Source organism: Oceanobacillus sp. HCA-5259, assembly GCF_037892815.1.
Lineage (GTDB): Bacteria > Bacillota > Bacilli > Bacillales > Amphibacillaceae > Oceanobacillus > Oceanobacillus indicireducens.
Window position 1 is genome coordinate 36386 of record NZ_JBBKBV010000027.1, and the last position, 14366, is coordinate 50751.

Below are 14366 nucleotides of genomic sequence, written 5' to 3' on the forward strand. Positions count from 1 at the left end.
AGGAAATTTTTTTATTTCATCGTTAATTAAAAACAAGCGTTTTGATTACGACTGGCAGCACATTTCCATCAGCGATAGGATGACCAATATCGATATAATCCCCATCACTTACCGATACGCTATCAATACAAATGAGCGATTGGTCCTTGCCAAGTATTGATAATAATGTTTGTCCAAGTGCTTTGGCTATATCATTTTCAACAATGACGATTAAAGGTAATCCCAGTTGGGTGTATGGTTTCATCCCTTCCGTAATGCCTTCTGCAGCCTTGACGATTTTAGGGAAACTAACGATACCATCTCCAGAAAATGAAAGGGCTACTTCTTGATTATTTTTCCGCACTTCGAACCATTCCAGCTTTTCCTGAATCGATGCTGCATACTCATCCGGATTATGTAGCAATTCGTCTTGCAGCTTAAGGACTGGTACATTTTTAACAGGAAAAACATCGCCTGAATACGTAATCGTACTTCCGCTTATTTCTGTTGTATGTGAACCAGCACCAACTACAGTGGCACGAATGAGCTCAGATGGTTCGACAAGGTTGAATGATTTTACTAGTTCTGACTCAGCAATCGCTGCACCAAGCATTTGTCCAATATCACCATATTTAAATACATCGCCATCCGTTTGGTTATAGATTGCTTCGGCAACACCTCCCGTAAATGAAATATGGGTTAACTGGTCGATCGCTTTAATGTTTTTATTCGTAATTATTTTTTCAAGTTGATTGGATGGAGGCTTAATCCCTACACTTTCTTCCAATAGCTGCACCATTTTGTCAACGATGGGTTGTAATAGTTCCTTTGTTGCCATTTGCCCAACTTTAATGTCCAGGCCACTTGTGTTAATTAAATCTTGGATTTTTTTAGAGATATATTCGATTTTTTTTGTACGTTGATTAATTTTTATTAATCGGCCACCAATATCCAAACAACCTGTATCAATGACTTCACCTCGATGCATTACTGCCAGATTACTTGTTCCGCCACCGATATCCAGGTTGACTATTTTAATGGAGTGTTCTTTTGAATACGTGTGTATTCCGGCACCTTTAGCAGCGATAATACTTTCTAAATCAGGTCCGGCTGTAGCAACAACAAAATCTCCAGCAAATCCACTTAAAGCTCGGAGAACCTCTTCGGCATTATCTTTTCTTGCCGTTTCACCAGTAATAATCACTGCACCTGTATTAATACTTTCTTTATTAACTGCAGCTTTTTGATATTCTGTTTCAACAAACTTTTGAATAGCATCTTGATCAACTTTTTCACTTTCAATAAGTGGTGTATTGATAATTTCACTTTTATAAATTACTTTTTTATCAACAATCATGATTCTCGGAACATTAAAAGCCGATGCAACATTTTCAATGGTTAAATTGGAAAATATTAATTGTGTTGTCGATGTTCCTATATCAATTCCTACACTTAATATTTTTTCCACCAAATTTTCACCTCCACTTCCTTCATAATTGACTTATAGAAAGCAAAAAAGCTTAAAGTACAAAAAGGACTACAAAAATCGCAGTCTACTTTATACCTTAAGCTTCTTTGCTTTCGGATAAGCTCATACACCATTGTATTAGCTCGATTTGAATCGGAATGTTATCTCCATTCCTTTATTTCTCTTATTAAATTTTATCGTTCCCATTAATTTATCTTTTACATAATTTTTAACAATCATCAATCCCAAGCAATTATTGTTAATTTTATCGATTTTGAAGCCTATTCCATTATCAATAACGGAGACAACGATGTCATCACGATCTTCTTTCAATGATACATGAATCAGGCCCTTTTTATGATTGGGAAACGCATGATCATAACAATTTTGCACAAGTTCATTGACTATGAGAGATACTGAGGTTGCGACATCACTTAACACAACAGGAGAACTTTCCGCATCAATGGATAATTCGATGTGATCCAGTACGGAATAACTTCGACGTAAATTATTGATGATAAATTTCAAAACAAGACTTAAATCGACCTCATCTCCAAGATGCCTTGCTAGAATATCATGTGTTGCTGCGATGGACATAACCTGATTAATGTTATTCGTCAGCACACGTTTGACCTCTTTATTATGGGTCCTTCTCTTTTCCATTCTCAAGAGCGAAGCCATCGTTTGCAAATTGTTTTTAATTCGGTGATGGGTTTCACGTACAGCCTCTGTTTTTGAAATGATTTCTGCTTCTTTGTCCTTCAGTTGTGTAATATCCCTAAGTATGATTGCGAAATCAAGTTTATCATCGTCTAGTAATATTCGTTTCAACCGATAATATTTGCCATCAAGTTGAATTTCTTTTAAAATTTTTTTCTCTTCTCTTAAGATCAAATCACGATAGGGGAGTTGTTTTCCAAATAAATCATTATAATAAAGATCTTCTGATTTATTATTTGAAAAAGCGTCCGCTATACTATTTTGAAAGATCAGCTTACCAGATGAATCGAAAAAATAGATTGCGTCTTCGATATAATTATTCACTCGTGCTGTCATTGTCATATAGTCTTTTAAATCTTCTTGTTTTGGATGCTCGTCCTCGTTAAATGATTTTTCTAATATATAGGTACCAAGCACACGGTCACCATGATTAATCGCATAAATACTTTGGCGAACTAGTTCATTTCCTTGAGTAAATGCTTTATACCCTTTGAGACTCCCGCCATGCCTGGAGACTCTCCATACACCAGGCTCATTCATTTTCAGAGCGAGTTGACCGACAGGTGACTTTTTATATAACGATTGATTCGAAACAGGTAAAACGTGATATACGACAAGAGACGCCATGCTCCCTTTAAAAGGAACATCAATAAAAATGTCACAATCAAACAACTCAGCTAGCTCATCTAATGCATGGGCCTTATTGTAAATAATATCTATCTCTTCTTCATTGAGATCTGTATACATCTTGCACAGATCAATCATTTTTGATTTATCACTCATAGACAATCACGATGGTCCTAGCAATTTCACCAATTGTGGTCCGCCCATCCATACTCATTTTACGTAATAGCTTATACGCATCTTGCTCGTCAAGATTTTTCTCTTTCATTAAGAGACCCTTGGCCTTATCGATAAATTTACGATCTTCAAGTTTTTTAGAAACTTCTTCCACTTGTTGATTCAGAGACTGAATGTCCTTCGCTCTGGATATACACATTTCGACTGTTGGAATAAATGATTTCTCATCAAGCGGTTTCACCAAATAACCAAGGGCACCAACTTCTTTTGCTTGTTCGACAAATTCCTTGTCATAAAAAGCAGTTAGTAATAATATCCCGCCGGCAATATGATCATGCATTATTTTTTTGCTAGCTTTTAATCCATCAAGCATCGGCATTTTTATATCCATGATCACCAAGTCTGGTTTATGTGTCTTGCATTCATTAATTGCTTCGAATCCGTTTGATGCCTGGCCTACTACATCGTAGCCGGCCTCTTCCAATAATTCTTTTATATCCATTTTTGTAACAGGCTCATCATCGACTATCACAATTTTTTTAGCCATAACTTAGATTCTCCTTAGAATTTCTTTTCTATTTATCGTCCATTTCTAAAACGATAAATTTCTAAGACGTCTCTATTTACACAGAAATTCTCTTTTCTTTAAGAGCGTATTCAAAAAAGAGGATGAAAAAGACCGAGGTCGGCTAAGCGCGCAACGTCCTGTACGTCGAATTTCGAGGCGGCGAAAGCTCCCCGCACTAGAATGTACGTTAGTAGGTACATAAGGAGAGCAAAGACGAGCCAACGAGCTTCCATCGGATGTGGTGAGTTCTACGTTGTCCACAAGACGTGGACCGTTTTAGTAGAACCACCTTAATCACGAATTGTCCTTTTCACCAAACTTTTTGAACAACCTCTGAAAAAAGACATAAAGGAGCCTTGAAAAAGTCATAACCCTTTCAAAGCTCCTTTGCTTTAATAAACGCATTTTTTATCAATTTATGCACGTCTTTGTGCTTACTAATGATTATATAAGTAAAAGCGTTTACTTGCAAGCGAAACGTTACGTAATTAACGCCACGGTTTTGAATGACTTTGTCACGCATTAACCTGTAATACCCCCATCTCTATACAGGAGGGGAGCCCAGCGTGTGAAGGTGGGAGGATATACAGTCCGTAAATCCCTGATTCTGTAACATTCAGTGGAGGAGGTAAGGAAACCCCAACTGAATGAAGTTTCACTTTATCCAAAAGTTCAGGTACAACGACTGAACTTATCGTAAATTAGCTAAAATAGCAACTATATCTTCATTTTTTGGTTGAATTGGGTTCGTATTAGTACAACTATCTTGCAAAGCTGATTGCGCAATGTCCACTTTAACAGCTTCAGTGTATTCAATATCGTACCCTTTAAAATCAGCAGGCATACCTAGACCAGATCTTAGCTTTTCAATAGATTTGATAAGACTTCTTGTTCCAATAGCACTGTTTGTAGCAGGTAATCTAAGCATTTGAGCTAGGTAGGCATACTTATCTGCTGCAGGGTTTAAATCGGTGTTTAAATATCCTTCCAGACCAGCATTATATAGGATAACCTCCGGCAGCAAAATTGCGTTTAACCGTCCGTGCGGGATATGGAATTTCGCCCCGCACGCATGTGCAATACTATGATTGATCCCTAAGCCTGCCGCATTAAAGGCAATTCCAGCCATCGTGGAGGCTTGATGCATTTTCTCCCGAGCAATGGCATTATTTCCATCATGATAGGCCTCTGGCAAATAATCGAAAATAAGACGGATCGCCTTTTCGGCAAGGGCATCCGAAAATTCATTTGCGTTGGTCGCGACATACGCCTCGATAGCATGTGTTAATGCATCCATTCCCGTGTCTGCCGTGATAGTTTTAGGAACAGACTGAACTAGCTCGGTATCTAAAATGGCTTCTTCCGGCAATAAAGAATCTGCAACAAGTGGATATTTTACACCTTTACTGCTGTCCGTAATAATTGAAAAGGAAGTGACCTCTGACCCTGTGCCACTCGTTGTCGGAACTGCTATTAAAGGTAATTTTTCATAATTGTATATCTTACTTGCAAACTCTTTCATCGCTTTTGCCGCATCAATCGCGGAGCCCCCGCCTATCGTAACAACTAAATCTGGTTTAAAGGCAGCAATTTCTTGTACACCTGCAACAACATTTTCAACCGGAGGATCGGGAACAATATCACTAAAGACTTTCCATTCATTTTGCCCGACCTTTAAACGACTCTTAATTTCCTCAATTATATTTGATTCAATGATGAATGGATCAGCAACAATAAATACACGCTTATCGTTAAAACTTTTCAACCGGTCAAGTGCATTTTTTCCAGAATAAATCACTGTATGCAGTTGAATTTTCTCCATTTTCATTCCACACCTTTCATTGTTATTGTGATGAGGTTGTGTACATTAGGTGACAATACTATAAATTTCAAAAAAGACGCAAAGAAGCTCTATAGAAGAAATTTCTTCTATAGAGCTTCTTTGCCTTTTAAACCTACACGTCGTTGTGTAAATTTATTGTACTACTTCATTTGTAATTGTGTCAATCGTTATTATAACACTTCCTTAACCAAGCTTTCATTTCAGTTGATTGAATATTTTCATATACAATCGAACCTTCAACAAATACAAATGGTTCGAAACATTTCGATTGATTCACGAGATGAATGAACTGCCAAATTGAGCAGTCATACGATGAATAGAGCGCCCTCATCGCCGCTCTATTAACCATCCAAAGTTACACCATTGTAACTTTAATACAATGCACAAATAAGAGAGTTGGTGTTATAATAGCAGCAAGTCAACTTTATAGTTTCTAAACACAAAAAAACTCTTATCTTCTGTGGGAATAAGAGTTCACAGACTACACCCAATACTAACTCTATTGGATGTTATGTCATGCATCTCCTTTTCCTGGAAGGTTCATGTGCATTTTATTTTGGCAAGTCTCCTGACTTATGGCTGAACCTCACTCTGCCTTCCCAGTAAATCCAGTGGCTTCATAGAGTAAAGATACCATTTACAGTGGCCGGACCGTTCAGGATTTTCACCTGATTCCTTTTTAATCATATATATAATATATATGAACCAAAATAATACGTATTAATTTATATATTAACTATACAACATGTATGTGAAAATGACAAATATTTATTTCTAAAAGTTGTAATTTAATATTTGAAAACCGTGTGAAGTCTGTTGCACTATCACGGACTTCACACGGTCATTTTCTAATCACAGTAAGTTGACTTCGCTTAGCTCAATGCGAGCAGTTTTTCTATTCTTCTGTTACCTTAAAGAATGTGCGAATTGCTGGAATCCCTGTTCCAGGATGGTCATCACGATACGTCAATTGCGGCTTCCGATAAATATCTGGGATTTGCACTTTTCCTTGGTAAATAGAAGGATAAATATCAAGTACATGATAACCTGGATCTCCAGATGCCACAAGAGGAAGTGTGATTGTACCTTGGCTATTAAATCCACAAATATATCCGATATAAGCATTATCATAAGTTACGCCTAATGCGTTATCAAACTCCGTCCAGCCGGCACCTTTAATGGTAACAGTAATTTCAGTTCCTGGTGGTCCCTCGGAAGGTGTGATTGATTCTACAGATGGCAGGATTCGCAGATACGTTTGACCATGAATTTCCTCCTCGACTTTTACGTCAATTAAATGAGGAATCCCACCAAGGTCATCCGGAATCTCGAATGGAAATGTAAATTCGCCATTTTCATCTGTCATCACGGTACCTAACTCTGATACTTCGGAACTGAAGCCTTCTGCTGTTACCCGGTTACCTACCATTGTATGCCAGTCCAACGTAACTTCAACATTTTCCGGTAATCCACTACCAGTCATTTCAACCGGTTCGCCAACTACTCCCATCTCTTTATCTATGGAAATTTGAACACCCTCTTTATTTTCAGCATCGGGCATTTCTATTCCACCAGGTGCTGGTTCTGGTGGCTCTTCAACGTATACTAGTTCTGTTTCTGGCTCATCATCTGTCACTTCAAAAGTAAAATTCTGTGTATGAATGTAATTAATCGCGGATGAATCCCGACTTATATAAGGAGCACCAGAAGCTCCACTCTCAATTGTGATCATATGGTCACCAATGCCCCCTGCTGCACGTACAACACCTCTTGCCTTGCCGTTTGTGGAGACACCGGTAAACATTCCTGTATAGGCATTATCATAATTGAGATGCCAAACACTACCATACATTTGCCAGCTTAAGCCTTCTCCAATAATTTCAATTTCTGTTCCAATTGGGCCAGATTCAGGAGAAATACTAAATATAGTTTCAACGAAAAAGTTTGCTTTAGCAACTTTCTTGTCATTTTGATAAATAATAATATCATGGTCATCACCAAAACCTTCTGGAATTGTAATGACACCGCTCCAGTTTCCATCTTCATCCGCTATACCGTCAGCTAGTTCCCTCTCCACTTCTTCATAGAGCGCCCCATTGAAAGAGTAATTATTATCTATGTCAAAGCTTCCTTCCATATCAACATACATGACTTTTAAGGGCTCTTTTGGCTCAAGTTCCTGCGCTGACAGATGAACCTCATCACCAATTCTACCTTCAGATTTATCCAGCGTTAACTTTCCGGTAAGTATTTCTTTTTCCTCAGGTTCGTCACTTTCTTCAGCTGATTCACTATCTGCCTTTTCACCATTTGTCGCTTCATCTGATTGATTATCTGTATTTTCTTGTGAGTCGTCTGATGCGCAACCGGTCAATATTAGGAGAACGAATAATAGCAATACAAATAATAGATTTTTAGTTTTTGACATATACTATTCTTCCGTTGTTCCTTCAATGATCGTCATTTTGGAAGGCTCCACATCAAAAGGTTCATACGCATATTCTTCTCCATCAACCGTTGCAATTATTTCATATTCAAGTGTACCAGTATTATAGTCTTCAGGAATTGTCCATCCAACTGTATAAAGCTGTGTGTCTTCCCCGTGATTTCCTAGTTCCATTTCAAATTCTTGTCCATCTTCTAGTACTACCTTAACATCCGCATCCTCAATTAACTCATCAGTAGTGGCGTCATTTACCGCTGCTCTAAATACCATGCGCCATCCTTGTTCAAAACGACTATTCACTACACAGACAGCATCTTCTACTAAATGTGAATTAATTGTATCTGCTTGGATTGCAACAACCCTATCCTCAGTTGAAGCTTCTTGTGTTACATCTGCCTCCTTGGTATCCGATTCACCGTTTTCCGAATCAGAATTATTGCTACATGCCCCCAACAATACGCTTGTAATAAGTAGAACAAGCATAAATAATAAAAACTTTTTGTTTAACTTCATTTGAAGTCCCCCTTTGATGTTTATTTCATGAAAAGACTTTCTACTTAATACCTATCGCCTAATAACAAGTATAAATAAAAGCGTTTTCTAAACTTATTTCACTACTATCCTATATATCTTTCAAGAATATTATAGTGAAAAATTCAATTCTACCTGCAACAAAAGACCCCCACGCTAAACAGTCAGTCTAAATACAATTAACCATTTAGTATAGGGGTTTATTAATTTTGTGTTATAGAGAAAATCACTTAGGAATTAAGATAAGCTTACAACTTGAATTCATTCACAAGCATATTCAATTCTTCTGCCAACTTCGCCAGTTCATCAGAGCTTGCGGCAACTTCAACCATCGCAGAGCTCGTTTGTTCAATCGATGCTGAGGTTTCCTCTACCCCTGCTGCAGATTCTTCTGATATGGCTGCAATTTCTTGAATTGCTCGGTTCATCTGCTCATTACTTTCCGTTATCTCGCGCAGATTGAGAGAGACTTCTTTAATACTACCTGCGACACCGGTTACGGATGTTGTAATCCTTCTAAAAGTCTCTCCTGTTTTTGTAATCTGCTCGGTACCTCGGATGACATCTGCATATCCAGCCTTAAGTGACGCAACAACCATGCTGGACTCACTTTGGATCCGCTCGGCAATATCTGTTATATTCGTTACGGATTGGGAAGATTGTTCGGCAAGCTTTCTTACCTCATCTGCCACAACCGCAAATCCTTGACCATGCTCGCCTGCCCTCGCCGCCTCAATCGCCGCGTTTAATGCAAGTAAGTTTGTCTGTTCCGCGATATTATGAATGACTACTACTAATTCTGATATTTGCTGAGCATGGGTATCCAACCCTTCCACTTTCGATACAGCTTCATGAACTACTCGGTCTATTTCCGACATTTGCTCCATCGAAGCCTCCATCAACCCGGAACCTTCATTCGTCAAATGGAGTACTTCAGATGCCGTTTGTTGAATCTCTTCACCTTCTTCAGCTGTCTTTTGCAATTTCGTCGTGAATATCCCCATATTATTCGAAAGGTCCGATGCATTATTCGCTTGAGATTCAGAACCAGCTGCGATTTCTTCCATCGTAGCTGCCACCTGCTCCGAGCTTTCCGTTACTTCATTGGACGATTGGGTTAGCTCTTCACTCTGACTTGTGACCGTTTCGGACACGGTGTTAATCCGTTGCAACAGATCGCGCATATTTTTATTCATCATATTCGTCGATACAGTCAATTGTCCTGTTTCATCCTCCGCTTTTACTTCAAGCGGTTCTTGACTTAAATCACCAGCCGCTATTTTGTCCATTCGTTCCATGACTATTTTAATTGGACTTGAAATCATGCGGGCGAAAAGAATAGCAATTCCAATACTTAAGATTATTGCCAGAACCGAGATAACAAGTGATATTACTAATGTCCATAATCCCTCTGTAATCGCATTATCTGCTCCGTTAAGAATCATTGCCTCTCGACCCTCTGCCAATTGCTGGTAACTGTCCAGCAACCCTTCACCTATCGGGACAACATTCTCTTCGAATAACTGCAGCGCCTCCTCTACGTTTCCTTCGTCGTACATAGCAAATACATCATTTATGACTATTTCACGCCATTCGACTGTATCGTTAATAAGTTGCTCCATTTCTTCAGAATAATTTTTTTCAAGAATATCATCCTCAAATTCACGAGCTTCGTCTGTAAGAAGATCAAACTTTTCCTTAAATTCATTATCTCCCGTTAGTAAATAGCCACGGACACTGCCCACACGATTGGCAAAATTCGTAGTCAACCCCTCATCCGCTATCAGCATTGGCAGATCTTCATCTGCAATGTTCCTTAATACATTATTGCTTTGCGTAGTGGAGATAAAGCCCATGATTGAAATTCCAATAACAAAGGCGATTATAATAAAAAATCCTGCTAAAGTTCTTGCACGTATACTTTTAAATTTCACTTTTAATATTCGCTTCCCTTCCATGTTAAGCATTGAACATTTAATAAGATGGGTATCTCGTTCACATTGCTATAATTGACGACTGTTTCTAATGTTAATCTTCATTCTGGGTTCAGTTGCCATGTTGTAAGATGTTATCATCAGCGCCTGTCAGTTCGGTACTTTTTTCGCTGCTTTTAACTCTTGGAATACTTTCTCATCTTCAGGCAGGGGAGCCCAAGATTTGTAAAAAGCAGTTAATATATTGTCCACTTCAATCATTTCTTCCCCAATTTATTTTGCCGATATGACGCCATCCTTGACCTCTTGCACATGTTGCTCTGCAGCAACTTCTTCAAGCCCCTCTTCAATTTCGTTTACAAGGGCTTGCTTTCTTTCCACATCATCTTTCAACTCATTTACGGAACTGTTAGTGATAAATAACTAAATAAATAGACCTACCAGCAGTCCGCCAATGAGCAAACCAAATGTTTTCTTTATATGTATTCCACCTCACTCCAATTCAAACAAAAAATCCATATCCTACGAAAGAACTAGATTTTTATAGTATATTATGGAGTGTGTTATTTGTAAAGTTACTTATTTATTTTCTTGCATTTATCACGTATTAACGGTCTTTAACCCTCCCTCCTCTAAACATGAGGAGAAGCCTATATATGAAGGATGGGGGCAAAAAGTCCGTAAATACCTGATTCTGTTCAACTAACATTCGGTGCCGATTTGTTAATGTTAGTAGTTACTATTTGTTGGGGTGCATCTTACTTATTTATGAAAATGGGACTTGATTCAATAGAAGAGTTTAATTTAATTGCCCTTCGTTTTGGATTAGCATTTCTATGTGCTGCAGCTTTTTTCCTCATATGATAAGGAAAATAGACATGAACACTATGAATTATGCCATCATACTTGGCTTTAAATTATTTTTAGTGTTTACATTAATCACTTTTGGCTTAGATACTACTACCACATCAAAAATACACAACACCTGCTAGAACTGAATTGATTTTCTCTTTAAAACCCGTCTTTGCTGCACTATTTGGTTATATATTTATCAATGAGGTAATGGGTTCCACTGATTATATCGGGGCTTTATTAGTAATTGCAGGTGTCATTATTTCATCAACGAATAAAAAGGGAGAAAATAAGCGATTACTCAGCAAGAATGTATCATAGACAGAGACTTTAATATTAAACAAACCTGACTGTTATAGGAATCACATATTAACCTATCAAATATGTGATTTTCTATATTATTAAACTAACCTGCCCCTTTAGCTCCATTACTTCACACTTTAATACTAACATAATATTCCAAAAATATTAGTTAGTATTTACATAAGAAAAAGACGACCAATTGATGATCGTCTTATTTTATTATCGCACCCGTTACTTTAAGTGCAACAATTCACAATTAAGGAACACGGTAGCCAACTCTCTACACAAAAAAGACTAGCCTCGTTTTTGAGGATAGTCTACTCATTTGTTTCCATTATTTTTGTGAATAATTCCTCCAACAAACTGGTATCCCCGTTAACTATTCCATCCATATATAAATGATATATGTCATCATCTAAATTTAAATTTACTTCTAGTATATATCCTTTTGCTAAAGCAAGTACTCTAATGACTTCCCTTTGTGTTCTGCCGTTTCCTTCTCTAAACGGATGCATATAATTTAAATTATCCAATATTTCTGCTAAAGATTTTATGATTGAGGACTTATCATTTGCTTGTTGATGATAATCTGTTATCAGTTTATTCATATATTCTGTACCGGTATCAAAGGCTTGCATCGCCATAAACGGATTCCCATCTTTTGATATATTAACTTGTCGAAATTCTCCAGCCCAATGATAAATTTCTTCAAAGAGGAATTGATGGATCTTCTGGATATCTCCCAACGAATAAACATGAATTGGATTTTCGAATAGATCAAGTAATTTGTTCGTAACAATACGATACTCCTTGGCCTGTAATTCTTGTGCAGATTTTATGTTAAATTTATTTCGCAGAACCCCGCTGTCTGGATATACATACAAATCATCCGGGTCTTCATATTTATATGATGCGTATCTTTTCCTAGTCATCGGATTTTTCCTTTTGTTTTAAAATAAGATAATCCTTCACTTGCTCAACATCTTGTTTCGTGGGCTGCCAGCCTTCAATCATATTCGAACTAATTGCGTATAATGCACCTCTAAATTCTTCCTGATTGTTAAACTTAACACCCATAATGGTTAATTGAGGTTTATTGACATCCAACTTCAATCCTTACACCTCCAATTGCTCATATACTTATTATACCATGGTTAAACCTGCGTAGAAACATATTCCTTCTACAAAGATTGCACCCAATTGTAAAACTTTATTTTGTTGCCCAAAAGACCAGAACGATAAAAAACAGTATTATAAATACAGCAACAATCAGACTTCCAATAGTACCAAAGTGGATAATGGGACTTGCAATAACTTTATTTAGATAAATTAAATCGAAAGATAAAGCCGATAACAATAATACCATTCCAGCTAGTACAACCGCCTGTTTCCTTGCGGATTGATTTGTTATATATCTAAAACCTGCAAAGGCAAAAAGAATAAAAACGATTCCAAATATAATATGCCCAACAATTTCAAGAACAGAACAAGAAAGATTTAAGTCCATTAAGTCTGGGAAAAGCCTAAATGAAAATGAACCAAATATAATTATACAGATGTATTTGAACCAGTTTTTATTATCAGTGTCCATTTCTCTAGAGAGCATCTTCATATATTCTTTTGGGGAATTTCCAACAACCTTTTCTATGGGTTTCCCGTTACGTTCTGCCTCTAAAATAATGCCTGGCAATAGTTGAATATTTTCTTGCTGTTTTCATTTCTTGTTTCAACCTATCCCAAAATCTTTCCAGTATTTCGGGTCTCGAAGGTATTACCTTGCCATTATGATCATCTTTTCTGTGATAGTAACGGTTAAATTTATCAAATAAGTTGGGAACTTGAACGCTATATTTTTCCCATATCTCATGCCCATGTCTGGTTTTTAGATATTCTAGGAAGCTTGGAATGGAGCAGATTACGAAATGTAATGGAATTGATTTCTGGAGAGACTTAAAATCAGACAGTTATTCGGACAGTTCAAAAGAAGGCACTCCTTATATTACAGGTGCTAGCAATTTTAAAGAAGGCACCGTGAACACGGTAAGAACAACGCAAAAACCAAGTGTTTTTTCAAGGAATGGAGATATTTTAATATCAGTAAAAGGAACAATAGGCGAATTGGCAATTAATCCGTATGATGTATCACACATCGTTAGACAAGTAATGGTCATCTAGTTATCTTAGCCGAACCATGTTATACTTATATAGCGATGAGCTGATTCGTGTAAGTCGAGGAACAGGTTAAACATGTGATGTGAACACATAGTTCTCTCGCCACGAATAATCGTTAGCGCCTATATTTATAAGCGCTTTTTATTTTACGTTGATAAGATAACCTCACCTATTGGAAAAATCAATTTGATGGAATAAGGCTTCTCAAAAGTCTGACGAACCTTTGAGAAGCCCTAATTTCTTTTTTTCTACAGCAGCATCGTTTGATTGTTCTTCAACTCGTGCGTTGTTTATTTGGAACTTCACTTTTCCCCCACTTGGAAGCAAGCATGGTACCGTTGAGACTCCCACGACTAAAGTCGCAAGCCCTAAACCTTACAGTTTTCCGGGTGGGATTCTTGAATGACTAAACGTTCGCAGTCCATTTCTGTTTTGAACAGCCTTCAAGATGAGGGTATCTCATTACCCCTCCTAAGACAGTGCATATAGCATCTTAAGCTGATTGACTATTACCATCAATCACAGGTGCGTATCGAATATTCATAGCACCAACTAAATCACGATGTTTTTCGAATCCACATTTACACTTATATTTGCGGTCTTGTGCCTTATTTTTTTCAGAGCATTTAGGACATGTTTGACTTGTATATGCAGGATTCACATATTCAACTTTAATTCCCTCTAAATTCGCTTTGTATTCAATGTATTTTGATAGGCGGTAGAATGACCAATTGTGCAGATTTTTTTCT

General features: G+C 37.4%; 14 protein-coding genes and 1 riboswitch. Of the genes, 2 read left to right on the top strand and 12 right to left on the bottom strand.

What is annotated here, in order from left to right; genetic code table 11:
• Positions 1 to 22 precede the first annotated feature (22 nt).
• The 8 genes from eutA to WKU33_RS13865 all read right to left on the bottom strand — a co-directional run bounded on the left by eutA (position 23) and on the right by WKU33_RS13865 (position 10290).
• Complete coding sequence (gene eutA, locus WKU33_RS13830) at positions 23 to 1450, bottom strand: ethanolamine ammonia-lyase reactivating factor EutA (protein WP_188856880.1); 1428 nt, start codon at positions 1448 to 1450, stop codon at positions 23 to 25.
• A gap of 135 nt (positions 1451 to 1585) precedes the next feature.
• Complete coding sequence (locus WKU33_RS13835) at positions 1586 to 2914, bottom strand: histidine kinase N-terminal domain-containing protein (RefSeq protein WP_340455177.1); 1329 nt, start codon at positions 2912 to 2914, stop codon at positions 1586 to 1588.
• A gap of 28 nt (positions 2915 to 2942) precedes the next feature.
• Positions 2943 to 3515 (bottom strand): ANTAR domain-containing response regulator, encoded by a 573-nt coding sequence (locus WKU33_RS13840; protein ID WP_188856882.1) that lies wholly within the window; start codon positions 3513 to 3515, stop codon positions 2943 to 2945.
• A gap of 712 nt (positions 3516 to 4227) precedes the next feature.
• A complete protein-coding gene (locus WKU33_RS13845; RefSeq protein ID WP_340455179.1) occupies positions 4228 to 5358 on the bottom strand; it encodes a 1-propanol dehydrogenase PduQ in 1131 nt (376 codons plus the stop codon).
• A 181-nt stretch (positions 5359 to 5539) separates the two neighbouring features.
• On the bottom strand, positions 5540 to 5728 hold the full coding sequence (locus tag WKU33_RS13850; protein WP_188856884.1) for a hypothetical protein: 189 nt from the start codon (positions 5726 to 5728) through the stop codon (positions 5540 to 5542).
• A gap of 192 nt (positions 5729 to 5920) precedes the next feature.
• A riboswitch (cobalamin riboswitch) is annotated at positions 5921 to 6104 on the bottom strand.
• 170 nt (positions 6105 to 6274) lie between these two features.
• The gene (locus WKU33_RS13855) at positions 6275 to 7807 is read right to left on the bottom strand and encodes an IPT/TIG domain-containing protein (RefSeq protein WP_336252048.1); all 1533 of its coding nucleotides are present in this window, start codon (positions 7805 to 7807) and stop codon (positions 6275 to 6277) included.
• 3 nt (positions 7808 to 7810) lie between these two features.
• A complete protein-coding gene (locus tag WKU33_RS13860) occupies positions 7811 to 8338 on the bottom strand; it encodes a hypothetical protein (protein WP_156856950.1) in 528 nt (175 codons plus the stop codon).
• 266 nt (positions 8339 to 8604) lie between these two features.
• Complete coding sequence (locus WKU33_RS13865) at positions 8605 to 10290, bottom strand: methyl-accepting chemotaxis protein (RefSeq protein WP_340455181.1); 1686 nt, start codon at positions 10288 to 10290, stop codon at positions 8605 to 8607.
• A gap of 999 nt (positions 10291 to 11289) precedes the next feature.
• Here WKU33_RS13865 and WKU33_RS19110 point away from each other — a divergent pair.
• Entirely contained in the window at positions 11290 to 11463 is a 174-nt protein-coding gene (locus tag WKU33_RS19110; protein ID WP_442946178.1) for an EamA family transporter, read from the top strand.
• Positions 11464 to 11762: 299 nt separating this feature from the next.
• On the opposite strand, the gene WKU33_RS13875 is transcribed toward WKU33_RS19110, so the two are convergent.
• The 3 genes from WKU33_RS13875 to WKU33_RS13885 form a co-directional block, all read right to left on the bottom strand.
• The gene (locus WKU33_RS13875; protein ID WP_336252050.1) at positions 11763 to 12377 is read right to left on the bottom strand and encodes a Fic/DOC family protein; all 615 of its coding nucleotides are present in this window, start codon (positions 12375 to 12377) and stop codon (positions 11763 to 11765) included.
• Positions 12370 to 12558 carry a hypothetical protein gene (locus tag WKU33_RS13880; RefSeq protein WP_336252051.1) on the bottom strand — a complete coding sequence of 63 codons (189 nt, stop codon included), beginning with the start codon at positions 12556 to 12558 and terminating at the stop codon, positions 12370 to 12372. Before WKU33_RS13880 ends, WKU33_RS13875 begins: the two co-directional genes overlap by 8 nt.
• Before the next feature lie 97 nt (positions 12559 to 12655).
• A complete protein-coding gene (locus WKU33_RS13885) occupies positions 12656 to 13135 on the bottom strand; it encodes an HAAS domain-containing protein (protein WP_336252052.1) in 480 nt (159 codons plus the stop codon).
• Between the two features lie 215 nt (positions 13136 to 13350).
• Here WKU33_RS13885 and WKU33_RS13890 point away from each other — a divergent pair, with 215 nt between their 5' ends.
• Complete coding sequence (locus tag WKU33_RS13890; protein ID WP_336252053.1) at positions 13351 to 13620, top strand: hypothetical protein; 270 nt, start codon at positions 13351 to 13353, stop codon at positions 13618 to 13620.
• A gap of 490 nt (positions 13621 to 14110) precedes the next feature.
• Here WKU33_RS13890 and WKU33_RS13895 read toward each other — a convergent pair.
• Positions 14111 to 14366: transposase (locus WKU33_RS13895; RefSeq protein WP_340455183.1), on the bottom strand; the 256-nt coding region annotated here is incomplete at its 5' end.

Coding starts and splice junctions, on each gene's coding strand:
- WKU33_RS13835 (WP_340455177.1), bottom strand. CDS start 2,914: ATGTATACAGATCTCAATGAAGAAGAGATAGATATTATTTACAATAAG.
- WKU33_RS13840 (WP_188856882.1), bottom strand. CDS start 3,515: ATGGCTAAAAAAATTGTGATAGTCGATGATGAGCCTGTTACAAAAATG.
- WKU33_RS13845 (WP_340455179.1), bottom strand. CDS start 5,358: ATGGAGAAAATTCAACTGCATACAGTGATTTATTCTGGAAAAAATGCA.
- WKU33_RS13850 (WP_188856884.1), bottom strand. CDS start 5,728: ATGGTTAATAGAGCGGCGATGAGGGCGCTCTATTCATCGTATGACTGC.
- WKU33_RS13855 (WP_336252048.1), bottom strand. CDS start 7,807: ATGTCAAAAACTAAAAATCTATTATTTGTATTGCTATTATTCGTTCTC.
- WKU33_RS13860 (WP_156856950.1), bottom strand. CDS start 8,338: ATGAAGTTAAACAAAAAGTTTTTATTATTTATGCTTGTTCTACTTATT.
- WKU33_RS13875 (WP_336252050.1), bottom strand. CDS start 12,377: ATGACTAGGAAAAGATACGCATCATATAAATATGAAGACCCGGATGAT.
- WKU33_RS13890 (WP_336252053.1), top strand. CDS start 13,351: ATGGAGCAGATTACGAAATGTAATGGAATTGATTTCTGGAGAGACTTA.